The 20,534-nt window shown below is 68.8% G+C and carries 18 protein-coding genes and 1 tRNA gene; 15 read left to right on the plus strand and 4 right to left on the minus strand.

The window, feature by feature from the left end; translation table 11 throughout:
* Window positions 1-84: 84 nt before the first annotated feature.
* From JNB50_RS09500 to JNB50_RS09515, 4 genes are read left to right on the plus strand one after another with little or no spacing between them, the layout of a single operon-like run.
* Window positions 85-3,807, plus strand: coding sequence for an AAA family ATPase (locus tag JNB50_RS09500; protein ID WP_243768262.1), 3,723 nt, complete (start codon window positions 85-87; stop codon window positions 3,805-3,807).
* Window positions 3,808-3,824: 17 nt separating this feature from the next.
* Window positions 3,825-3,998 carry a hypothetical protein gene (locus JNB50_RS09505; RefSeq protein ID WP_208039878.1) on the plus strand — a complete coding sequence of 58 codons (174 nt, stop codon included), beginning with the start codon at window positions 3,825-3,827 and terminating at the stop codon, window positions 3,996-3,998.
* 43 nt (window positions 3,999-4,041) lie between these two features.
* Window positions 4,042-4,266 carry an antitoxin gene (locus tag JNB50_RS09510; RefSeq protein WP_208039879.1) on the plus strand — a complete coding sequence of 75 codons (225 nt, stop codon included), beginning with the start codon at window positions 4,042-4,044 and terminating at the stop codon, window positions 4,264-4,266.
* Window positions 4,263-4,625 (plus strand): type II toxin-antitoxin system PemK/MazF family toxin, encoded by a 363-nt coding sequence (locus JNB50_RS09515; protein WP_208039949.1) that lies wholly within the window; start codon window positions 4,263-4,265, stop codon window positions 4,623-4,625. The genes JNB50_RS09510 and JNB50_RS09515 overlap by 4 nt, the downstream gene beginning before the upstream one ends.
* An 8-nt stretch (window positions 4,626-4,633) precedes the next feature.
* Here the strand turns inward: JNB50_RS09515 and mscL are convergent, their stop codons facing one another.
* From mscL to JNB50_RS09530, 3 genes are read right to left on the minus strand one after another with little or no spacing between them, the layout of a single operon-like run.
* A complete protein-coding gene (mscL, locus tag JNB50_RS09520; protein ID WP_208039880.1) occupies window positions 4,634-5,077 on the minus strand; it encodes a large conductance mechanosensitive channel protein MscL in 444 nt (147 codons plus the stop codon).
* 43 nt (window positions 5,078-5,120) lie between these two features.
* A complete protein-coding gene (locus JNB50_RS09525; RefSeq protein ID WP_208039881.1) occupies window positions 5,121-5,468 on the minus strand; it encodes an FmdB family zinc ribbon protein in 348 nt (115 codons plus the stop codon).
* Between the two features lie 37 nt (window positions 5,469-5,505).
* Window positions 5,506-6,090 (minus strand): 5-formyltetrahydrofolate cyclo-ligase, encoded by a 585-nt coding sequence (locus JNB50_RS09530; protein WP_208039882.1) that lies wholly within the window; start codon window positions 6,088-6,090, stop codon window positions 5,506-5,508.
* Window positions 6,091-6,148: 58 nt separating this feature from the next.
* Between JNB50_RS09530 and galU the strand changes: the two genes are divergently transcribed.
* From galU to JNB50_RS09580, 10 genes are all read left to right on the plus strand, one after another.
* Window positions 6,149-7,096 (plus strand): UTP--glucose-1-phosphate uridylyltransferase GalU, encoded by a 948-nt coding sequence (galU, locus tag JNB50_RS09535; RefSeq protein WP_208039883.1) that lies wholly within the window; start codon window positions 6,149-6,151, stop codon window positions 7,094-7,096.
* Window positions 7,097-7,153: 57 nt separating this feature from the next.
* Window positions 7,154-7,816, plus strand: coding sequence for a GNAT family N-acetyltransferase (locus JNB50_RS09540; protein ID WP_208039884.1), 663 nt, complete (start codon window positions 7,154-7,156; stop codon window positions 7,814-7,816).
* A 91-nt stretch (window positions 7,817-7,907) separates the two neighbouring features.
* The gene (locus JNB50_RS09545; RefSeq protein WP_208039885.1) at window positions 7,908-8,996 is read left to right on the plus strand and encodes a hypothetical protein; all 1,089 of its coding nucleotides are present in this window, start codon (window positions 7,908-7,910) and stop codon (window positions 8,994-8,996) included.
* Window positions 8,997-9,053: 57 nt separating this feature from the next.
* Window positions 9,054-9,129: transfer RNA gene (locus tag JNB50_RS09550), tRNA-Ala, on the plus strand.
* Window positions 9,130-9,330: 201 nt separating this feature from the next.
* Entirely contained in the window at window positions 9,331-12,279 is a 2,949-nt protein-coding gene (locus tag JNB50_RS09555; protein ID WP_208039886.1) for a BNR-4 repeat-containing protein, read from the plus strand.
* Between the two features lie 121 nt (window positions 12,280-12,400).
* The gene (locus tag JNB50_RS09560; protein ID WP_208039887.1) at window positions 12,401-13,411 is read left to right on the plus strand and encodes a LacI family DNA-binding transcriptional regulator; all 1,011 of its coding nucleotides are present in this window, start codon (window positions 12,401-12,403) and stop codon (window positions 13,409-13,411) included.
* A gap of 273 nt (window positions 13,412-13,684) precedes the next feature.
* A complete protein-coding gene (locus tag JNB50_RS09565) occupies window positions 13,685-15,451 on the plus strand; it encodes a glycoside hydrolase family 13 protein (protein WP_374222257.1) in 1,767 nt (588 codons plus the stop codon).
* Between the two features lie 52 nt (window positions 15,452-15,503).
* Window positions 15,504-16,898 (plus strand): extracellular solute-binding protein, encoded by a 1,395-nt coding sequence (locus JNB50_RS09570; protein ID WP_307794668.1) that lies wholly within the window; start codon window positions 15,504-15,506, stop codon window positions 16,896-16,898.
* A gap of 85 nt (window positions 16,899-16,983) precedes the next feature.
* Window positions 16,984-17,934 (plus strand): carbohydrate ABC transporter permease, encoded by a 951-nt coding sequence (locus JNB50_RS09575; protein WP_208039890.1) that lies wholly within the window; start codon window positions 16,984-16,986, stop codon window positions 17,932-17,934.
* Window positions 17,931-18,908, plus strand: a complete 978-nt coding sequence (locus tag JNB50_RS09580) for a carbohydrate ABC transporter permease (protein WP_243768263.1) — start codon at window positions 17,931-17,933, stop codon at window positions 18,906-18,908. The genes JNB50_RS09575 and JNB50_RS09580 overlap by 4 nt, the downstream gene beginning before the upstream one ends.
* Window positions 18,909-18,933: 25 nt before the next feature.
* Here the strand turns inward: JNB50_RS09580 and JNB50_RS09585 are convergent, their stop codons facing one another.
* On the minus strand, window positions 18,934-19,533 hold the full coding sequence (locus tag JNB50_RS09585; RefSeq protein ID WP_208039892.1) for a LysE/ArgO family amino acid transporter: 600 nt from the start codon (window positions 19,531-19,533) through the stop codon (window positions 18,934-18,936).
* Window positions 19,534-19,604: 71 nt separating this feature from the next.
* Between JNB50_RS09585 and JNB50_RS09590 the strand changes: the two genes are divergently transcribed.
* On the plus strand, window positions 19,605-20,495 hold the full coding sequence (locus JNB50_RS09590; protein ID WP_208039893.1) for a LysR family transcriptional regulator ArgP: 891 nt from the start codon (window positions 19,605-19,607) through the stop codon (window positions 20,493-20,495).
* Window positions 20,496-20,534 lie beyond the last annotated feature (39 nt).

The following is a 20,534-nucleotide window of genomic DNA, read 5'->3' on the forward strand; positions in this document are numbered from 1 at the left end:
CCGCCCAGATTGCCAGGCGTTTCGCCGAGAGGCACGTAGGGTGTCGGTGTGTGGCGACTGGATAGGAAGAGCGAGGACGACGAGATGACGTCCGACGTGCCAGAGGGCGATGCGCTGCGCCCGGCGTCCAACACGACCGCCCCGCACACCCTGAGCCTCGGCGACCCCGGCCTCGTCGCCGGCAACATCGCCGAGCACGTATGGGCGCGCTGGCGTGAGGAGATCGCGGCGATCGGCGGGGAGTCGCCGCTGCTGCACTTCGAGGACAGCCCGCGCACCCGCATCGAGCTCAGCACCACGCACCCCGGCGGCCTCCCGCAGTTCATCACCGGGCAGAGCACACTGCTCTCCAGCCTGATCCGCGACGAACTCGCGTTGCGCACCGCCCGCGCGGCGGCGAACGCCATCACCGCCAAGGGCATCGAGCTGCGTTCCGTGCGCGGCATCGAGTCCGTGCACCTGGCGATCGGGCTGGCGCAGTGGCGTCACGGTTCCGACGAGTTCCTCGCGCCGATCCTGCTGCGCCCGTTGGCCATCCGGCGCTACGGCCGCGACTTCGAGCTGAAGCTCAAAGGCCAGCCGTTCCTGAACCCCGAGCTGGCCCGGGCGCTGTCCGAGCAGTTCCAGATCACCCTCGACGCCGACGCGTTCGTGGCGCTCGCGCTCGACAACGGCGCGTTCAAGCCGCAGCCGGTGATCGACCGGCTGCGCGGACTCACCTCGCATCTTCCGTGGTTCAACGTGCAGCCGCGTCTGGTGGTCTCGTCGTTCGTCGACGTCGCACCAGCGCTGCGGGCCGAGGCCGACGACCTGGACACGCCGCTGCTCGACGCGCTGGCGGGCAACCCGACGGCGCGCACCACGATCGAGAGCGCCTTCAGCCCGGCCGACCCGGTCCGTCAGGATGAACGTCCGCCGGCCACCGACTCCCTGCTGCTCGACGCCGACGAGGAGCAGGAGAACGTCGTCGCGCAGATCGCGGCGGGCAACTCGATCGTCGTGAAGACCCTCCCGGGAACCGGCGGCACGCAGACGGTCGTCAACGCCGTCGGCGCGCTGGTCGCGCAACACAAGCGCGTGCTCGTCGTGGGACCGCGACGCTCCAGCCTGGAGGACATCGCCCAGCGGTTCGCGAAGGTCGGGCTGCCCGGCGTCGCGGTCACGCCGCGCAGCCTCCGTCGCGACCTCATCCAGTCCATCGGGCGCAACGAGAAGGCCGAGCAGCCGCGCGTCACCGACGTCGACGACGCGCTGGTGCGGCTCCGCAAGGTGCTGCTCGACTACCGCGCGGCACTCGCGCGCCGCGATCCCGTGCTGCACGTCTCCGTGCTCGACGCGCTGCGCGAGCTCTCCCGCCTCGCCCTGCTGCCGACTCCGCCGGCGACCACCGCACGCCTCAGCCGGGCCTCCATCGAGGCGCTCGCCTCCGGTCGGGATGCCGCCGCCGACGCCCTGATCCGGGCCGCCCGCCTCGGCGAGTTCCGCTACGGCCCGAGCGACTCGCCCTGGTACGGCGCATCGTTCGCGACGACGGAGGAGGGCAAGGCCGCGCACGACCTCGCCAAGAAGCTCAGCCGTGCCGAGCTGCCACGACTCATCGAGCGGGCCAGGGCGCTCATCGGCCAGACCAGGATGCGACCGTTCGAGTCCATCGCCGAGCTCGGCGTCTACCTGCGCCTGCTGCTCGACGTGCGGGAGACGCTCGACCGCTTCACGCCCGCCGTGTTCGACCGCTCGATCTCGGAGCTGATCGCCGCCACCTCGTCGCGCCGCGAGTCTCCCACGATGTCCGGTACCAACCGGCGCCGGCTGCGCAAGCTCGCCCTGGAGTACGTGCGCCCCGGTGTGCATGTCACCGACCTCAACGAGAGCCTGCGGCGCATCCAGCAGCAGCGCATCCTCTGGAACCGCTTCGCGGTCGCGGGTGTCGTCCCGGAGGTGCCGGTCGGCATCGCGGACGTCCAGGTCGCGTACCAGCGCGTCGCTGAGGATCTTGCCCGCCTCGACATCCCGCTGCGCCGCACGGGGACGCCGCAGTCGCTCGCCGCGCTGCCGATCGAGGAGCTGACCCGCCAGGTCGCCGGCCTCGCCGCCGAGTCGGAGGTGCTCGCCAATCTCCAGGAGCGCACCGCCCTGCTCGGGCAGCTGCGCGAGCGCGGCCTCGATCCGCTGCTGTCCGACCTGTCGGTGCGCCACGTGCCCGAGACGCAGGTCAGCGCCGAGCTCGAGCTCGCCTGGTGGCAGTCGGTGTTGGAGGCCCTGCTCGCCGGCGACCGCGCACTGCTGAGCGCCAACACGAGTGTGCTCGACCGGCTGGAGGCCGACTTCCGGCTCGTCGACGAGGCTCACGCGTCCGCGACGGGCAAGCAGCTCGCCTGGATGCTCGCCGAGACCTGGAAGATCGGCATCGTCGACTGGCCGGACGAAGCGAAGGCGCTCAAGAAGCTGCTGACGACGACCTCGCCGACCGCGGCGTCGCTGAACGCGGCCGCGCCGCACCTGGCACGTCCGCTGGCCCCGGTCTGGCTGGTCTCGCCCTACGAGGTGCCCGCGATCGACCCAGAGGTCGCCTTCGACGCGGTCGTCCTGATCGACGCCGGCGCCTCGAGCCTGGCCGAGAACGTCCCCGTGCTGCGGCGCGCGCGCCAGGTGGTGGCCTTCGGCGACCCGGTGACGCAGACGCCGTCCCGCTTCGACACCGGCGTGCACGAGTACGGAACGACGGTGGAGGCCGCGGACGTCGACGCACTGCACGCCGACTCCGCGCTCGCCCGTCTGTCCGAGTTGCTCCCCGTCTACACGCTGTCGCGCAGCTACCGCGCGGGCGGCGAAGACCTCGCCGAGCTCGTCAACCGCCGCTTCTACGGCGGCAAGATCGACTCCCTGCCGTGGGCGGGCACGTACCTCGGACACGGCAGTCTCGCCCTCCACTACGTGACCGGCGGTCAGGGCATGCCCGACAGCGACACCGGGGCCGTCGAGAGCACGGACGCCGAGGTGGCGAAGGTGGTCGAGCTCGTCGTGCGCCACGCCACCGAGCGGCCGCGCGAATCGCTCATGGTGATCACCGCCAGCGAGCGCCACGCGGTGCGCGTCAACCAGGCCGTCCTTGCGGCGTTCGCGAAGCGCACAGAGCTCGCCGATTTCATCCTCGGCGACCGCCCTGAGCCGTTCACGGTCGTGACGCTGGAGCAGTCCGTCGGCCAGAGCCGCGACCGCGTCGTCTTCTCCATCGGCTACGGGCGCACCCCGCACGGCCGGCTGCTGTCGAACTTCGGAGCGTTGGCCGAGCCGGGAGGCGACCGCCTCCTCGCCGTCGGCATGACGCGCGCCCGCCGCGGCATGGACATCGTCTCGTGCTTCCGCCCCGACGACATCGACGAGTCGCGCATGCGGCACGGCATAGCCGCGCTGGCCCAGGTGCTGGGGGAGGCCGACCAGCTGCAGGCCGCCGTGCCCGAGTACCTCAGCCCCGACGCGGACCCGATGATCCTCGACCTCGCCAAGCGCCTCGCCCGCCGCGGTCTGGACGTGCAGGTCGGCTATCGAGGCAAGCTGACGCTGGTCGCCTCGAACGAGGGCCGAGCGGTGGTCGTCGAGACCGACGACGACGTGAACACGGGCAGCCTCCGCGAGTCGCTCCGCCTCCGCCCCGACGTGCTCCGCCGCCTCGGCTGGCACTACCTCCGCGTACACAGCTTCGAGCTGTTCGCGGACCCGGACGCGGTTGCAGGACGGATCGCGCGCCTCATCGGCATCTCGGAGGCCAACGCCGAGACGGCGCCGATCACGCTGCCGGAGCTTTGAGCACTTACCCTGGAAGGGTGGGTCAGCAGCAACCGGACGGCGAACGGCCGGCGCGCAAGTCGCGCCGAGTGCGGCGCGAGGGCGCGCCCGGCGCGGACCCGACGCCGCGCCTGCCCGAACGCGACCGCGAAGACGGATCGTGGTCGTCGAACGACGAGCAGCTGCGGCGGGACGTGCCGCCGCACTGGTGATGGGCTGAGGGCCAGCGGAGTAGCACCCTGGTAGCATCAGAGTATGACCGTAAAACTGAGTGTGAGTCTCTCCGACGACGATCTCGTGTACCTGGACAAGATCGCGGCCGATATGCGAGGCAACCGGTCTGCAGCCATCCACCGGCTTCTCCGCGTTCAGCGCGAACTGGATGCCGAGGACGCGTACGCGCAGGCATTCGACGAGTGGGAGAGCTCGGGCGAGAACGCGATCTGGGACGCTACAGCGCGCGACGGGCTTTCCGAGTGAAGCGTGGTGACGTTGTCGAGGTCCTGCTGGATCCGGTCGTCGAAGGGGAGGCCGGAAAGCTGCGCCCCTGCATCGTCGTCAGCTCTGCGGGAGTGAATGCGGCGGTCACGAAGCGCTCGCGGGGCGTCGTGACATGCGTGCCTGTGACGTCGAACGTCTCGAGCGTCCACGGCGACTTCCAGGTCGAGGTCGCCGATCCGGACGATCTCTCCCGGATGGGCCTGCGGATTCGCTCGAAGATTCAAGCCGAGCAAGTTCGGGCGGTCGGGTTTCCCCGCATCGCACGCACGCTCGGCACGACCCCCGGCTGGATCATGCACCAGCTGGACGATGCGCTCAGGTTCCACCTGTCGCTGTAGCGGCCCCGCTACGGCAGCGGGTCGGCGTGCCTGCCGGTTCCCGCGCCGGAGGGCGGCGACTGCTGCGCCTGCAGGAGGTCGCGGATCTCGGTGAGCAGGTCGAGCTCGGTGACGGGCGCGTCGGGTTCGACGACGCCCTTCTTGCGGAGGCGCTCTGTGCGCTCCTTGAGCTTGTTGATCGGGAAGACGAACACGAAGTAGACGACGACAGCCACGATCAGGAAGCTGATGATCGAGCCCAGCACAGCGCCGAACTTGATGTCCGAGCCGTTCAACGTCACGATCATCGCCTTGTCGAGCGAGTTCGCCGTGAAGAACGAGCTGATCAGCGGGTTGAACAGGTTCGTCACGATCGACGTGACGACCGCCGTGAACGCGGCGCCGATGACCACGGCGACCGCCAGGTCGATCACGTTCCCGCGGAGGATGAACTCTCTGAAGCCTTTGAGCATGACCGGTCCTTTCGCCAGGTGGGTGGAACTGGTGGTGCTGGTGTCAGGCTGCGGAGCCCGAGGAGGAAGAGGACGATGACGACCCCGAGGAGGACGACGACCCGGAGGACGACGATCCCGAGGACGACGAGGAAGACGATCCGGACGACGACGACCCCGACCCCGAAGACGCCGAGCTCGACCCCGACGACGAACCTCCCCCTGACTTCGTACCACCGCGCGAGTCGGTCCGGTAGAACCCGGAGCCGTTGAACGTCACGCCGACAGCGCCGAACACCTTCCGCAGCGTTCCGCCGCAGTTCGGGCAGACCGTCAGCGCGTCGTCGGTGAACGCCTGGTGGATGTCGAAGGCGTGGCCGCAGTCGCGGCACGAGTAGGAGTAGGTGGGCATGGTCTTCCGTGTCGTTCGGGGTGGTCCGCGGTGCCGTTCAGGAGAACTGGACGATGCGGGTGGGCGTGACCGCGCCGTCGACGGGCTGGTCGTGTCGTTCCCGGGGGACTTCGCTCACCAGCTCGCCGTCGAAGACGACGGCGTACACCGGGGGACATTTTTCCATGCTGCCGAGCGTCTTGTCGAAATAGCCGCGTCCCCAGCCCATGCGCATGCCGGTCTCGTCGACAGCTGCGGCGGGGACCAGGATGAGGTCGACATCGTTGATCGCGATCGGCCCGAGCAGTTCGCCGACGGCCTCCGGCATGCCGAAGAGCCCCTCGGTCTCGGTCTCGCCGTCGCCGGTGGTCCAGTCGAGGAGGCCGTCTTCGCGTGAGACCGGGAGCAGCACGCGGATGTTCTGGCCGACCGCCCAGTTGACGAACGGGCGCGTGTCCGGCTCGATCGTCGTGGAGAGGTAGCAGGCGATCGAGCGCGCGGAGAGGTCCGTCGCGAGGTCGATCAAGTTGCGGGTGATTCCCGCGGTCGCGGCCTGCCGTTCCGTGCTGGTGAGGTTCTGCCGTCGCTCGCGCAGCTCGGCGCGCAGTGCGCGCTTGCGATGGGCGGCAGTGTCCGTGTCCATGGGTCAATCCTAGAAGATCCAGCCTGGAGGGCCGGGCAAATGCGGATACTGTAGCGGCATGGCTACCAATGTGACGAAAGCAGTGATCCCGGCAGCAGGTCTCGGCACCCGGTTCCTCCCGGCCACCAAGGCGATGCCGAAGGAGATGCTGCCGGTCGTCGACAAGCCGGCCATCCAGTACGTCGTCGAAGAGGCGGTGAGCGCCGGCCTCAACGACGTCCTGATGGTCACGGGGCGCAACAAGAACGCGCTCGAGAACCACTTCGACCGCAACGCCGAGCTCGAAGACACGCTCGAAAGGAAGGGCGACACCGACCGTCTCGAGAAGGTCAACTACTCCACGTCGCTCGCCGACCTCCACTATGTGCGCCAGGGCGACCCCAAGGGTCTCGGGCACGCGGTGCTGCGGGCCAAGATGCACGTCGGCCGCGAGCCCTTCGCCGTCCTCCTGGGCGACGACATCATCGACTCCCGCGACGATCTGCTCCAGCACATGCTCGAGGTCCAGCAGAAGTACAACGCCACCGTGGTCGCGCTGATGGAGGTCCCCAGCGAGTCCATCCACTTGTACGGCGCCGCGGCCATCGAAGAGACCGGCGACGACGACGTGGTGCGCATCACGGGCCTCGTCGAGAAGCCCGACGCCGAGCACGCGCCGTCCAACTACGCCATCATCGGCCGCTACGTCCTGCGTCCGGAGGTGTTCGACGTGCTCGAGCGCACCGAGCCGGGCCGTGGAGGCGAGATCCAGCTCACCGACGCACTGCAGTCGATGGCCGAAGCCCCGGACTGGACCGGCGGCGTCTACGGCGTCGTCTTCCGCGGCCGCCGTTACGACACCGGCGACCGCCTCGACTACATCAAGGCGATCGTGCAGCTGGCGGTTGACCGCGAAGACCTCGGCCCGGAACTGCGTCCGTGGCTGCGCGAGTTCGCCGACGGGCTCGCCGACGAGCCGCGCGAGGTCCTCGCCGAGATGCCGGCGGACACGACTGACGCGATCTAGACCGTTTACCGCTACGGTCGTATCTGCGGCGAACGGTCGTCGCAGAAGGAGGACGCCGTGGCGTTCGTCATCCCCACGCTGAGCGAGGGGCGTATCGGGCTGCGGCCGATCCGCCTGAGGGACGCTCGCGCGCTCGAGCGGTCGCTGCTCGACAACCGCACCTGGTTGCGGCAATGGGAGGCGACCAGCCCGTATGCGCCGGGGGCGTTCGACACGCGGGCGAGTATCCGCTCCCTGCTCGCGAATGCGCGCGCCGGCCACGGCCTCCCGTTCATCGTCGAGTACGACGGTCGCCTGGCCGGGCAGCTGAACGTCTCGTCGGTGACCTACGGCTCACTGTCGAGCGCGACCATCGGGTACTGGATCGCCGAGGAGTTCGCCGGGCGCAACATCACGCCGACCGCCGTGGCGCTCGCGACGGACTACTGCTTCTACCAGCTCGGGCTGCACCGCATGGAGATCTGCATCCGACCGGAGAACGGCCCGAGCCTCCGCGTCGTCGAGAAGCTCGGCTTCCGGTACGAGGGTCTGCGGCGCCGGTACATCCACATCAACGGCGACTGGCGCGACCACTACTGCTTCGGGCTGGTGTCCGAGGAGCTGGAGCAGGGGGTGCTGCGGCGCTGGCTCGACGGCGAGGCGCCGACCGAGGCCGCGGCCGTGACGGCGGAGGACCGCGCCGCGGCCGCGATCCCGCTGCCGATCGCCCGGAGACACTGAGAGTCCCTCCATCGGTGACACACCCGGGTCCATCGGTGACACACCCGGGCGCTGACCGGGGCGCCGCGCCGTCGACCCCTACCGTAGAGGCATGACTGGGGATGTGATGGGCGGTGGGGTGGTCGTCGCCATTGCGGCTGCCCTCTGGCTGGCCTATCTCGTCCCGGTGTGGCTGCGCCGCCGGGAGTACCTGGCGACGGAGCGCAACGCCGTTCGGCTGCAGCAGACGCTGCGGATCCTGGCCGAGACGAGTGAGCTTCCGGACGCGGTCCGCATGGAGGCCACCGCGAAGACAGTCGCCGAGCAGCAGAGGATCCTCCGCAAGGCGGAGGAGCGCAGGCTCGCGACCGCACGAGCCGAAGCGGCCGCGCACGCGCGCCGCGAGCAGGCCATCGCCGAGGAGCGCAGGCACGCGGCCGAGGAGGCCGAGCGCGCAGCCGCGCAGGCCATCGCGCTGGAGCGCGCGTCCCGCGCGGCAGCGGCCCAGCGAGCGAGCGCGCTCGCCGTCGCTACTGCACGCCCGCAATTGTCCCCCCAGCGCCGCCGGCGCCTCCGCCGCTCGCGAGCGCTCTGCACGCTGCTGCTGGTGGCGAGCCTGGTCGGCGTCGCCGTCGGCGCCGCGCTGCTGCTGGCCTCCGGAGCCTGGCTGCTCCCCGTGGTCTCGGTGGTCGTCGCCGTGGCGGCGCTCGGAATGCTCGGCCGGCTGTCGCGGTCGGCTCGCGCCACCGTCGCGCCCGTCCCGTTCGTGCCGGCCGCTCCCGCGTCCCCCGATCTCTACGACGACGCGCAGCACGACCTCCCTGTGCAGGAGGCGCTGCGCCAGAGCTGGACGCCGCGCCCGCTGCCCAAGCCGCTGCACCTGTCACCCGGCACCGTCGCCGCCGCGGCGATGGCCTCGGTGGACGCCGCGGCCGAGCTGCGCCGTGCGTCCGCCCGCGCCGACTTCGAGCGCAAGGCCACGGCGGTCGCGGAGGCGGCCCCTGCTGTCCCCGCGCCCGTCCGTCTCCGCCCGGTCGCGGCTCCCGCACCGACGGTCGCGACTGCCCCTGCGCCTGCCCGCCCCGTCGCCGTCGAGGAGGCCGTGCCGAGCGTCTACGCGGGGATGGGGATCGTGGGTTCCGTCGACGACGGGGCGCTCGACCTGGATGCCGTCCTCCGTCGCCGTCGCGCGGCCAGCTGAACCCGCCTCGATTTCGAATCGGCGCGGCGAGGGTGCTAGGCTAGCTGAGCAGTTCCCGGGGCTATGGCGCAGTTGGTAGCGCGCTTCGTTCGCATCGAAGAGGTCAGGAGTTCGAATCTCCTTAGCTCCACCAGGTAACAGAAGATCGTAGAGAAGGCCGCCAGATATGGCGGCCTTTTTTCGTCGGTCAGCACCTCGCCGCTCACCCTGAGCGCGGTGCGCCCACCGGATGCGAGCACGCTCACTCACCTCTCAACAATCGGGCCTAATCTAAGGTTGAAATGTTACATGCGCGAACGCGCGCAGGGTTGATTGTTATTGAGAGGCAACACACGTGTTGAGAAAATCGCGCCCACGCGCCCTTCGACCGTTGGTCGGCGCGCTCGGTGTCCTGGCGCTCATCGCGGGACTCGGCCAGCCGGCTGGGCCCGCGCAGGCGGTCCCCAACGGGGCTACCGGAGCGTCGAGCCCGGAGTTCACCGATCCGAAGCTCTCGGCAACCGCTTTCGACAGCTTTGACCGTGCGGACGCCGCATCGCTCGGGTCGCCCTGGAAAACGGTGCTGGCGAACTGGGAACTCAAGGGCAACTCCGCGGTGCCCGACCCCGAGGGTCGCGACGCGATGGCGATCAACCACAGCGTCGAGCTCGGCAGCTCGTTCGTGGTGAGCGCCGAGGTCACCGCGTCGACGGACGTGAACGGACGCTGGGCCGGCCTGGTCTTCAATGCGAGCTCCGACGCGACAGATCGCTACGACTTCCGGGTGACCACCGGCCCGGCGAAGGACTGGATGATCCTCCGGCGAACGCTCGGCGAGCCGGGGCCGGACATCGTCGCCACGGGAAAGCTGAAGACCGCTCTCGTCAAGGGGGAGTCGTACCTCATGAGCGTCGACCGGAGCCTGAGCTCCGCATCGGTGAGCTTCGCCACGAAGGCGAACCCGGGCGCCAACCTCGTCATCGGCGGTGACTCGATCACGATGCCGTACGCCCACTCGGGGCTGCCGGCATCATCGCAACCGCGCGTCGGCGACTACGCCGGCCTCTTGTCCAATGTCGGCGCGGCGACCTTCCGCGACTTCTCGTTGCGGACGACGCCCGACACCCCGTCCGGTCTGACCGACCGGTTCGATCCGGGAACGGACCTCAGCAGTACTTGGAAGCGTGTCGGCACCAAGGGTTGGAAGTCCACGCCTGCCGGCACGGTCGTCCCCGAAGCTGAGGCAGGTGCCAGTGAGTACGTTCTCGAGCAGCAGCACGTGGACCTCAGCGGGTCGAGCTTCTCGTTCGCTGCTGATGTGACGATCCCTGCCTACACGGGTAACGAAATGCTGTGGAGCGGACTCGCATTCCACGAATCCGTTCCTCCGGCGAACGCTGACGGTGGGCATTTACAGATGTATCGCCTCATGATCAGCCCGTTCCGCTCAGGAATGGGTCAGTGGGTCCTCCAAAAGGTCGTCGATGACAGACCCGACAAAGCCGCCATCAGTGGCTACTTCGTCACATCGAAGAGCAATTCTTACACTGTGCGCGTGGATTCGCCCACGCCCGGGAAGTTCGACGTCAACGTCATCGATGGGGACACCGGCAAGCAGGTCACCACGTTCCCGGGGACACCGGTGCCGACGACGACCTGGACCGACCCCGCCCCGCTCCGCGGCGGTATGGGCGCGCTGTACAGCTTCGCGGGCACAGGCGAGTACGACAACGTCTCACTCGTCTCCGCTCACAGCCTGGGTGCTCCGGAGGTCGTAGCCAGCACGCTCCTGCCCGTGAAAACCCTCGGTCACACGCCCACCGGCCAGTCGGTGTTGACCAGCGGCAACACCCAGTACGTCGCCTTCTACGACACGCAGCGCTACCTCTCGGTCGCTTCGCGCACGCTCAGCGGCTCCGCGCCTGCCTGCGCCGCGGGCACGCTCACGAGTGGCTGGTGTATCTTCCGTTCCGGCCATCGGGTGAACGACGACCAGCACAACTACGTCACGATGCAACTCGATGGTCAGGGACAGCTCCACGTCATGGGCAACCTGATGGTCGGCACGATCGTGGCCGAGCAGAAGGTCACCCCGAACGACAAAGGGGAACTCCCGAGCAAGGCCCTCGGAGAGCAGGGTGCGTACCTGCGGACCTCGAAGGCCGGCGATGTCTCGACCCTGAGCGCCTTGCCCTTCACGGTGCCCGGTATCGACAACACTCGGATGACGTACCCCTCGTTCACCAGGGTCGACGACAAGCTCATCCTCCGGTTCCGTCAGGACAAGGAGACCTACCTGGCGCAGTACGACAATGCCACCAAGGGATGGGTCTCGCTGCTAGGTGGAAGCAAGCCGCTGTTCGCGACCGACGACACGCGCCGGGCCTACCCGACCGACTTCGTTGCACAGACCGTCAACGGCAAGACCACCTACGGAATGGCATGGTCGTGGGACGGCTTCCTGGATGAGAACGGAAAGGTGGGCGAGCGAGGATTCGGCAGTCGCTCGACGTTCTCGTACGCCCAGAGCACCGACCTGAAGAACTGGACGACGGCAAACGGGACGCCGCTCTCGACACCTCTGACGTACGAGCAGACGACGACGGTTCCCGGCCTGTCCATCGACCCCGATGCGGGACTCAAACAAGGAATCACAGAACCCTCGCTCGGGCTGAACGGCCTGGGGTACCCAGTGGTCACCTACACGAGGGCGACGACGGGTGCGAACCCCACGATGCAGGCGTTCGCGACGTCGTTCCGTCCCGGCGCCCAGGGAAGCGCGGACGGGACCTGGAAAGTCACCCAGGTCACCCGCGGTGACCAGAACATCATTCCCGACAATGTGTCCGACTCGCGAGCGCCGTGGAATCTGCAGGCCATCTGGGCGGCGCGACCGTACGGCGCGAAACAGCCGACCTGGATGTACATGGGCTACGTGTATGTGACTGGCTTCGGGCGTGTGATCATCGACACTTCCACCGGTGAGATCGTCGCCGATCTCCCGGGCACCACAGGGACCAGCCCCAGGGTGTCGGGCGACGAGGTCGCGAACTCCGCTCAGGATCTCGGTGGACGGAGGGCGGACGGATCGCTTGCGGTGCTGTTCTGGCCGAGCTGGCCGGCCGTCCAGAACGACAACCCGAAGAACCAGGACGGTGGTGACGCCTACTGCGACAAGCCGCTCACCGCGTTCGCGCCGAATTGCGACCTGGCAGGACTCAAGAAGATGGAGGCCCTTCCCCGTTATGTCTCGAAGGAGTCGTATCACCCCAGTGACATGTGGGTGCAGCTGACGCGGCCGTAAGCGCCGTCGTTCGCGGCGCTGCCGGCGGTACCTCCGCCGGCACCGCCGCTTGCGCAAATTCTTGCACGATCTCGTCATCGAATTTCCACGCCCCGAGCGCCACCTGCGCTATCGTGTTCCCGTGTCGAGGCGTCTAGCAGAGGTGGCCCGCAAGGTCGGGGTCAGTGAAGCGACAGTGAGTCGTGTCCTCAATGACAAGCCGGGTGTCTCTGAGCCGACCAGGAGGGCGGTGCTGACAGCCCTCGACGTGCTCGGCTACGAGCGTCCGTCGAAGCTGCGCGGCGAACGCCCCCGGTTGGTCGGGCTGGTGCTTCCGGAACTCTCCAACCCGATCTTCCCCGCCTTCGCCGAGGTCGTGGGAGGCGCTCTCGCCCAGAGCGGTTACACGCCCGTGCTCTGCACCCAGACGGCCGGCGGCATCTCCGAGGCCGACTACATCGACCTCCTGCTGCAGCAGCAGGTCTCCGGTGTGGTCTTCGCCGGAGGGCTCTACACGCAGGAGGCGGGGTCGCACGAGCACTACGAGAAGCTGCGCGATGTGAAACTGCCCACCGTGCTCGTCAGCGCGCCGGTCGACGGGCTGGGCTTCCCCGCGGTGTCGTGCGACGACGCTGTGGCCACCCAGCTGGCCGTCCGCCACCTGGTGCAGCTCGGCCACACGAAGATCGGCTTCGTCCTCGGGCCCAAGGATCACGTGCCGTCTCGCCGCAAGTTCGAGGCGGCCGAACGCGAGCTCGCGCGTGCCGGGCTCGAGTTCGACCCGAGCAGGGTCGTGCGGTCCCACTACTCGCTCGAGTCGGGGCAGGCGGCGGCCACCCGGCTCCTCCAGACCGGTGTGACCGGCATCGTCTGCGCCAGCGACCCGCTGGCGCTCGGCGTGATCCGCGCCGTCCGCCGTGCGGGGCTGCGGGTCCCTCAGGACGTCTCGGTCGTCGGCTACGACGACTCCGCGCTGATGGGCTGCGTCGAGCCTCCGCTCACGACGGTGCGTCAGCCGATCGAGCCGATGGGGCGGATGGTGATGGAGCTGCTCACGCAGCAGCTCGCCGGCGACACGATCCCGCCGGAGGAGTTCCTCTTCGAGCCGGAGCTCGTGGTGCGGTCCTCGACCGGACCGGCGCCAACGGACTAGCGCCGCACATCGTCGGGCTCGTCACGGTATCCACCCGTGACGAGCCCTTTTGCGTGCTCTGAGTGTCCAGGTTTCGATACCTCGTGACTGCAAACGCACGCAAGAGTTCGCAAGCAGCTTGCAGTCATTTTAGTTCTTGCATCATTTTGTCGAGAACCCTACGTTGACTCTGACGGAAACGGGCACGCTTCGATGTCCGTCGCACACGTTCTGATCACAGCTCCAACCGGCGCCGACGCCAGCGGCAGTCCGGCCCGCACAGAAAGGCTCCGCGTGGACCTGCCCCTGCTCGCTGAAGGCTCAGCAGTACCGACTTCAGCTGCCCCGGCCCCAGCAGCCCCGTCGACCGCGGCGACGACCGCGCGTCCGACCCCGTCCACCGCGGACCCCCTCTGGTGGCGGAGTGCGGTCATCTACCAGATCTACCCGCGGAGCTTCGCCGACGCGAACGGCGACGGGATCGGCGACCTGGCCGGCGTGCGCCGGCACCTGGGGTACCTCAAGGACCTGGGCGTCGACGCCATCTGGTTCACGCCCTGGTACCTGTCTCCGCTCGCCGACGGCGGCTACGACGTCGCCGACTACCGCACGATCGATCCCGCGTTCGGAACACTCGAGGAGGCGGAGGCCCTCATCGCCGAAGCCCTGGAGCTCGGCATCCGCACCATCATCGACATCGTCCCCAACCACGTCTCGGACCGTCACCGCTGGTTCCAGGCGGCCCTGGCCGCCGGTCCCGGTTCCCCCGAGCGCGAGCGCTTCTGGTTCCGACCGGGCCGCGGCATCGACGGAGCCGAGATGCCGAACCACTGGGTCTCCAACTTCTCGGGCGACACCTGGACGCGCACGGTCGACCCCGACGGGACTCCGGGGGAGTGGTACCTCCACCTGTTCACCCCGGAGCAGCCGGATCTCAACTGGAACCACCCCGACGTCCTCCGCGAGCACGAGGAGATCCTGCGCTTCTGGTTCGATCGCGGCGTCGGCGGAGTGCGGATCGACTCCGCGGCCCTGCTGGTCAAAGACCCTGAGCTGCCGGAGGTGCCGGAGCACCCGGCGCCCGGCGAGCACCCCAACACCGACAGGGATCAGCTGCACGACATCTACCGCGACTGGCGGGCCATCGCCGACTCCTACCCGGGGACGCGCGTGCTGGTCGGCGAGATCTGGCTCCCCGACATCGAGCGGTTCGCCAAGTACCTGCGCCGCGATGAGCTGCACACGGCTTTCAACTTCGACTTCCTGGCTCGGCCGTGGGACGCGGACGAACTGCGGGCGTCGATCGACTCGACGCTGGCCGCACACGCTCCCGTCGAGGCGCCATCGACCTGGCTGCTGTCGAACCACGACGTCACGCGGCCCGTCACCCGGCTGGGACGCACCGACTCGTCCTTCGCCTTCGCGAAGAAGCGCGTCGGCACACCCACCGACCTCGTGGTCGGAACGCGTCGCGCCCGCGCCGCGGCCCTCCTGGTCGCCGCCCTGCCCGGTTCGCTCTACATCTACCAGGGCGACGAACTCGGGCTCCCGGAGGTCGAGGACATCCCGGCCGACCGGCTGGAGGATCCGATGCACTTCCGCTCCGGCGGTGTCGACCCCGGCCGCGACGGCTGCCGGGTCCCGCTCCCGTGGAGCGGCGACCGCGCGCCGTTCGGCTTCAGCCCGGCAGACTCGGCGGCCGAGCCCTGGCTGCCGCAGCCGGCGTCGTGGAGCGCGCTGACCGTCGAGGCGCAGCGCCGCGACCCGGACTCGATGCTCTCGCTGTACACGAAGGCACTCCGGCTCCGCCGCGAGGAGGCCGGCCTCGGCGACGGAGACTTCGCCTGGCTTCCGAGCGGGGACGGCGTGCTCGCCTTCACGCGCGGCGACCGCTTCGTCAACGTCACCAACCTGTCGGGCGCGGCCGTGCCGCTCCCGCCCCACGAGAGCGTCCTCCTCAGCAGCGCCCCGCTGCAGGACGGACTTCTTCCCACCGACTCCACGGCATGGCTCCGAACACAGCACGCCTCGCCGGAGAACCGCGTCCGATCGACCCGATGACGCACCCGACTGCACCACACCGCACACCGAAAGGAACCAGACAATGAAGTCCGTGAAACCACGACGACTCGGCAGCAAGGTCGTCGCGATCGGTCTCGTGACCGCCGCGAGCGTCGCCATGCTGAGCGCCTGCTCGTCCGATGGCGGCAGCAGCAACGGCCAGGTGAACCTCGTCGTCGCGCCGGTCCTGCCCGGCGCCACCGAAGACGCCCTCAAGACGCTCGCGACGCGCGTCAAGGAGTTCGAGAAGAAGAACCCCGACATCCACGTCAAGGCCATCGAGTACCAGTGGACGGCGAGCACCTTCGCCGCCGAGCTCGCGGGCGGAACTCTGCCCGACGTGTTCAACGTGCCGTTCACCGACTCGAAGACGCTGGCGAACAACGGGCAGCTCGCCGACATCACCACGCCGTTCAAGCAGACCTCCACGGCCGACAAGTGGAACAAGAACGTGCTGAACGTTGCCACCGGCGACAACGGCAAGGTCTACGGCATCCCGTGGGGACCGTACGCGATGGCGCTCTCGTACAACCGCGACATCTTCAAGCAGGCCGGCCTCGACCCCGACAAGCCGCCGACGACCCTCGATGAGATCCAGGCCGACGCGAAGACCATCTCCGAGAAGGTCCCCGGCGTCGCCGGCTACATGCAGATGACGAAGGACGGCACGGGAGGCTGGAACCTCGCGACGAGCACCTACGGTCTCGGCGGCCGGCTGGAGTCCACCGGTTCCGACGGCAAGGTGACCGTGAAGACCGACAACGACCAGACCAAGCAGGCGCTCGCGTGGCTCAAGAAGCTGCGCTGGGACGACAACTCCATGGGCAGCAACTTCCTGTGGGACTGGAGCGGCATCAACCAGGGCTTCGCCTCCGGCAAGATCGCGATGTACATGAGTGGGTCCGACGTCATCGGCTCGCTGATGCAGGCGAACGGCTTCGACCCCTCCAAGTACGGAGTGACCACCTACCCGATCGACACCTCGAACAGCAAGGCCGGCATCCTCTCCGGCGGCAACGTCGATGTGGTCAACGTGAAGGACACCCCGGAGCAGATCGCCGCGGCGGTCAAGTGGATCGACTTCTACCGCACGCAGCCGCAGGTCAACGAGAGCGACGCGGTCACCCTGGCCAAGTCGAACAAGGCAGGCAACCAGGCCGTCAACGCCCCCACCCTTCCACTGTTCGACAAGGCGACCTGGCAGCAGTACCAGACCTGGATCAAGCCGTACGCGAACATCCCGGCCGACAACATCAAGCCGTTCAACGACGGGATCTTCAGCCAGACGATCGTCCCGGAGCCGCCGGCGCACTCGCAAGACCTGTACGCAGCGCTCGACGCCGTCGTGCAGGCGGTGCTGACCGACAAGAACGCCGACGTCGACACTCTCCTCAAGGGAGTCGACACGAAGATCCAGGCGATCATCGACGCCGACGCCAAGAAGTAGCAGAGAGCACCCCCGCGGCCGTCGGGCCGCCGGCGCCCTGAGCGCACGGCGGCCCGGCGGCCTCGGCCCACGGAAAGCCATCGACATGACGACATCCACCGACCTGCGCGCCGCACCCGCTCGAGAGCGCCAGAAGCGCCGGCACAACCCCATCACCTGGGTTCAGCGCGGCGGGCTCACCACCCTGCTGTTCCTCCTCCCGCTCCTGATCATCTTCGGGGTCTTCTCGTGGTCGCCGATCGTGCAGGCGGTCGTCATGAGCTTCCAGAAGACCAACCTTGTCACGCCGCCGACCTTCGTCGGCTGGGACAACTTCGTGGCGGTGTTCAATGATCCGCTGTTCTGGATCGCCGTGCGCAACACCGCCTACTTCGCCTTCCTCGCCGTCCTCATCGGGTATCCCGTCCCGCTGATCGTGGCCGTGCTGATGAGCGAGGTGCGGCGGTTCAAGGGGCTGTTCAGCGTCCTCGCCTACCTGCCCGTCGTCATCCTGCCCGTCGTCTCGGTGCTGTTGTGGAAGATCTTCTACGACGCGAGCCCGACCGGGGTGTTCAACACGATCCTGGGCTGGTTCCACATCCCGCCGCAGCCCTGGATCCAGGACGCGACGACGGCCATGCCGTCCCTCGTCCTGCAGGCGACCTGGGCGGGAGCGGGCGGAACGATCATCATCTACCTCGCGGCGATGACCTCCGTCGCCCCCGAGCTCTACGACGCGGCCGAGGTCGACGGCGCCTCCCTCTGGGGCAAGATCTGGCACGTCACGCTCCCGCAGCTGCGCGGGATCCTCTTCATCACGTTCATCCTGCAGATCATCGCGACGGCTCAGGTGTTCCTGCAGCCCTACCTCTTCACCGGCGGCGGCCCGGCGAACTCGACCACGACGATCCTGCTCCTGATCTACCAGTACGCCTTCACGAACAGTCTCGGCGGGGCCTACGGCCAGGCGACGGCGCTGAGCCTGATGCTCGCGATCTTCCTCGCTGTGCTCTCGATCGTCTACTTCCGACTCACCGCACGATGGAGCGACAATTGACCACCACAGTCCCGGCCCAAGAAGTCCAAGTCTCCGAGCCGCTGCCCGATGCGGGGGTGCCGGGCCGGCGACCGCGTCGTCGGCGCAGCGTGGAGGCCGAGGACCGGCACATCCTCTCGGCCGCCGACTGGCGCCGCCCGCGGATCCGGATCACGACGAACGCCCTCCACATCATCCTGCTGATCCTGCTGGTGCTGGTCGGCCTCTTCCCGCTGCTCTGGCTGTTCAAGTCGGGCGTCACGCCGACCCAGGACACGCTCACGAACCCGCTCGCGCTGTTCCCGCACGGGATCGCGTGGGACAACGTCGTCAAGGCGTGGAACGACGTCCACATCGGCGACTTCTTCTTCAACACGATCGCGATGGCCGCCGGCGAGTGGGCGGTGCAGCTGATCGTCGCCACCACCGCCGGCTTCGCGCTGTCGGTGCTCCGCCCGAAGTACGGCCGGTACCTCGCCGGCCTGGTGCTCGCGACACTGTTCGTTCCCGCGGTCGTGCTGCTGGTGCCGCTCTACCTGACGATCCTGCACCCTCCGCTGATCGGGCACTCCCTGATCAACACGTTCTGGGCCGTCTGGCTGCCTGCCGGCGCGAGCGCCTTCAACGTGCTGCTGGTGATGCGGTTCTTCGACAGCCTCCCGCGCGAGATCTTCGAGGCGGCGCGAACCGACGGGGCCGGGACCTTCCGGCTGTTCTGGTCGATCGTGCTCCCGATGTCGAAGCCGATCCTCGGCGTGGTCTCGGTGTTCGCGATCAACGCGGCCTGGGCCGACTTCCTGTGGCCCAACCTGGTGCTGGCCGACATCCACATCCAACCGCTGTCGGTGCGGCTGCCGCAGATCCAGTCGAGCACGGACCTCGGCGTGTATCTGGCCGCACTGAGCATCGCGACGCTGATCCCGGTGGTGATCTTCCTGGTCTTCCAGCGGACGTTCCTGCGTGGCGGGGGATTGGGCGGAGCGGTCAAGGGCTGAGCGGTCAAGGGCTGAGCGGTCACGCTCACACCACCAGCATCACCGCGAGCACGAGCATCAGCACCGCGATGCCGGCGTCGAGCACGCGCCACGCGATGGGACGCGCGAAGACCGGCGCAGCCAGCCGTGCCCCGAAGCCGAGGAGGAGGAACCACAGCAGGCTCGCGGTCGCCGCGCCGGCGCCGAACACCCACCGCCCCGGGTCGCCGTGCGTCGCGGACAGCGAGCCGAGAAGCAGCACGGTGTCGAGGTAGACGTGCGGATTGAGCCAGGTGATCGCGAGACAGGTGCCGATCGCCGCGGCGAGCGACCCGCCGCCGGAGGTCGCCGCCGTGAGCGTGCTGGGTCGCACGGCCCGGATCGCGGCGAAGACGGCGTAGCCGACCAGGAAGGCGAATCCGGCCCAGCGCACGATCAGGAGTGCGAGCGGCGCGGCCTTCACGAGGGTGCCGATACCGGCCACTCCTGCCGCGATCAGCACGGCGTCGCTCGCGACGCAGATCGCGACGACGGCGAGCACGTGCTCCCGGCGGAGCCCCTGGCGGAGCACAAAGGCGTTCTGCGCGCCGATGGCGACGATGAGAGCGGCGGCGGAGCCGAGGCCGGTGAGGAAGATCGCGAGCACTCTTCGACGATAGGGAACGGTTTGTGTTCAGTACAGCTCATGTTTCTTAAGAACCATTAGCATTGCTGAACATGGAGGCTTCGAGCGATCAGCTGCGCACCCTCGCCGCCGTGGTGGAACACGGGACGTTCGACCGGGCAGCCGCCGCGCTGCACCTGACGCCGTCGGCGGTGAGCCAGCGCATCAAATCGCTGGAGGAGCTGAGCGGCCGGGTGCTCGTGCGGCGCAGCAAGCCGATCCAGGCGACGGCCGCGGGCGCCGTGCTCGTACGCCTCGCGCGGCAGGTCGCCCTGCTGGAGGCCGAAGCGGCGGCCGAACTGGAGGGCGACGACGGCGCGGGCGTCGCCGCGCCGACATCCATCCCGCTCGTCGTCAACGCCGACTCTCTCGCGACGTGGGTGCTGCCGGCGCTGGCGACCCTTCCGGACTCGGTCTTCGACATCACTCTCGACGATCAGGAGCACACCATCGGCCGGCTGCGCGACGGGACGGCGATGGCGGCGATCGGCTCGGACCACGAACCGGTGCAGGGCTGCACGGTGTCGGCGCTCGGATTGATGCGCTACCGGCCGCTGGCGAGCCCGGCGTTCGTCCGGCGCTGGTGCGCGGACGGCTGGGACGCACGTGTCGCCGCCGTGGCGCCGATGCTCGTCTACGACCGCAAGGACGCCCTCCAGGACCGCTACCTCGACCGCTTCGCTCCCGGCGCGCGGCCGCCGCGCCAGTACGTGCCCGCGTCGACCGAGTTCCTCGGTGCCGCGGCGCTGGGGCTCGGCTGGGGCATGATCCCCGACCTCCAGGCGCGCCCGCTCCTCGACGACGGCCGGTTGGTCGTCCTCGACGAAGGCGGTGCGGTGGACGTGCCGCTCTACTGGCAGCAGTGGTCGCTGCAGTCGGCGGCGCTGGGCGCGGTCGCCGCCGCCATCGCGCGCGCCGCGGCCACAGCCCTCCGCCCCGCCTGACCCGCACACCTCCATCCCGCGCGAGACGCCCGAGGGGCA

The sequence above is a fragment of the Leifsonia sp. TF02-11 genome (assembly GCF_017565305.1).
Classification (GTDB): domain Bacteria; phylum Actinomycetota; class Actinomycetes; order Actinomycetales; family Microbacteriaceae; genus Leifsonia.

What these genes read in the sequence shown, in the direction of transcription:
- galU (WP_208039883.1), top strand. Translation starts at nt 6,149, where the DNA reads ATGGCTACCAATGTGACGAAAGCAGTGATCCCGGCAGCAGGTCTCGGC.
- mscL (WP_208039880.1), bottom strand. Translation starts at nt 5,077, where the DNA reads ATGCTCAAAGGCTTCAGAGAGTTCATCCTCCGCGGGAACGTGATCGAC.
- JNB50_RS09530 (WP_208039882.1), bottom strand. Translation starts at nt 6,090, where the DNA reads ATGGACACGGACACTGCCGCCCATCGCAAGCGCGCACTGCGCGCCGAG.
- JNB50_RS09510 (WP_208039879.1), top strand. Translation starts at nt 4,042, where the DNA reads ATGACCGTAAAACTGAGTGTGAGTCTCTCCGACGACGATCTCGTGTAC.
- JNB50_RS09500 (WP_243768262.1), top strand. Translation starts at nt 85, where the DNA reads ATGACGTCCGACGTGCCAGAGGGCGATGCGCTGCGCCCGGCGTCCAAC.
- JNB50_RS09525 (WP_208039881.1), bottom strand. Translation starts at nt 5,468, where the DNA reads ATGCCCACCTACTCCTACTCGTGCCGCGACTGCGGCCACGCCTTCGAC.
- JNB50_RS09545 (WP_208039885.1), top strand. Translation starts at nt 7,908, where the DNA reads ATGACTGGGGATGTGATGGGCGGTGGGGTGGTCGTCGCCATTGCGGCT.
- JNB50_RS09590 (WP_208039893.1), top strand. Translation starts at nt 19,605, where the DNA reads ATGGAGGCTTCGAGCGATCAGCTGCGCACCCTCGCCGCCGTGGTGGAA.
- JNB50_RS09575 (WP_208039890.1), top strand. Translation starts at nt 16,984, where the DNA reads ATGACGACATCCACCGACCTGCGCGCCGCACCCGCTCGAGAGCGCCAG.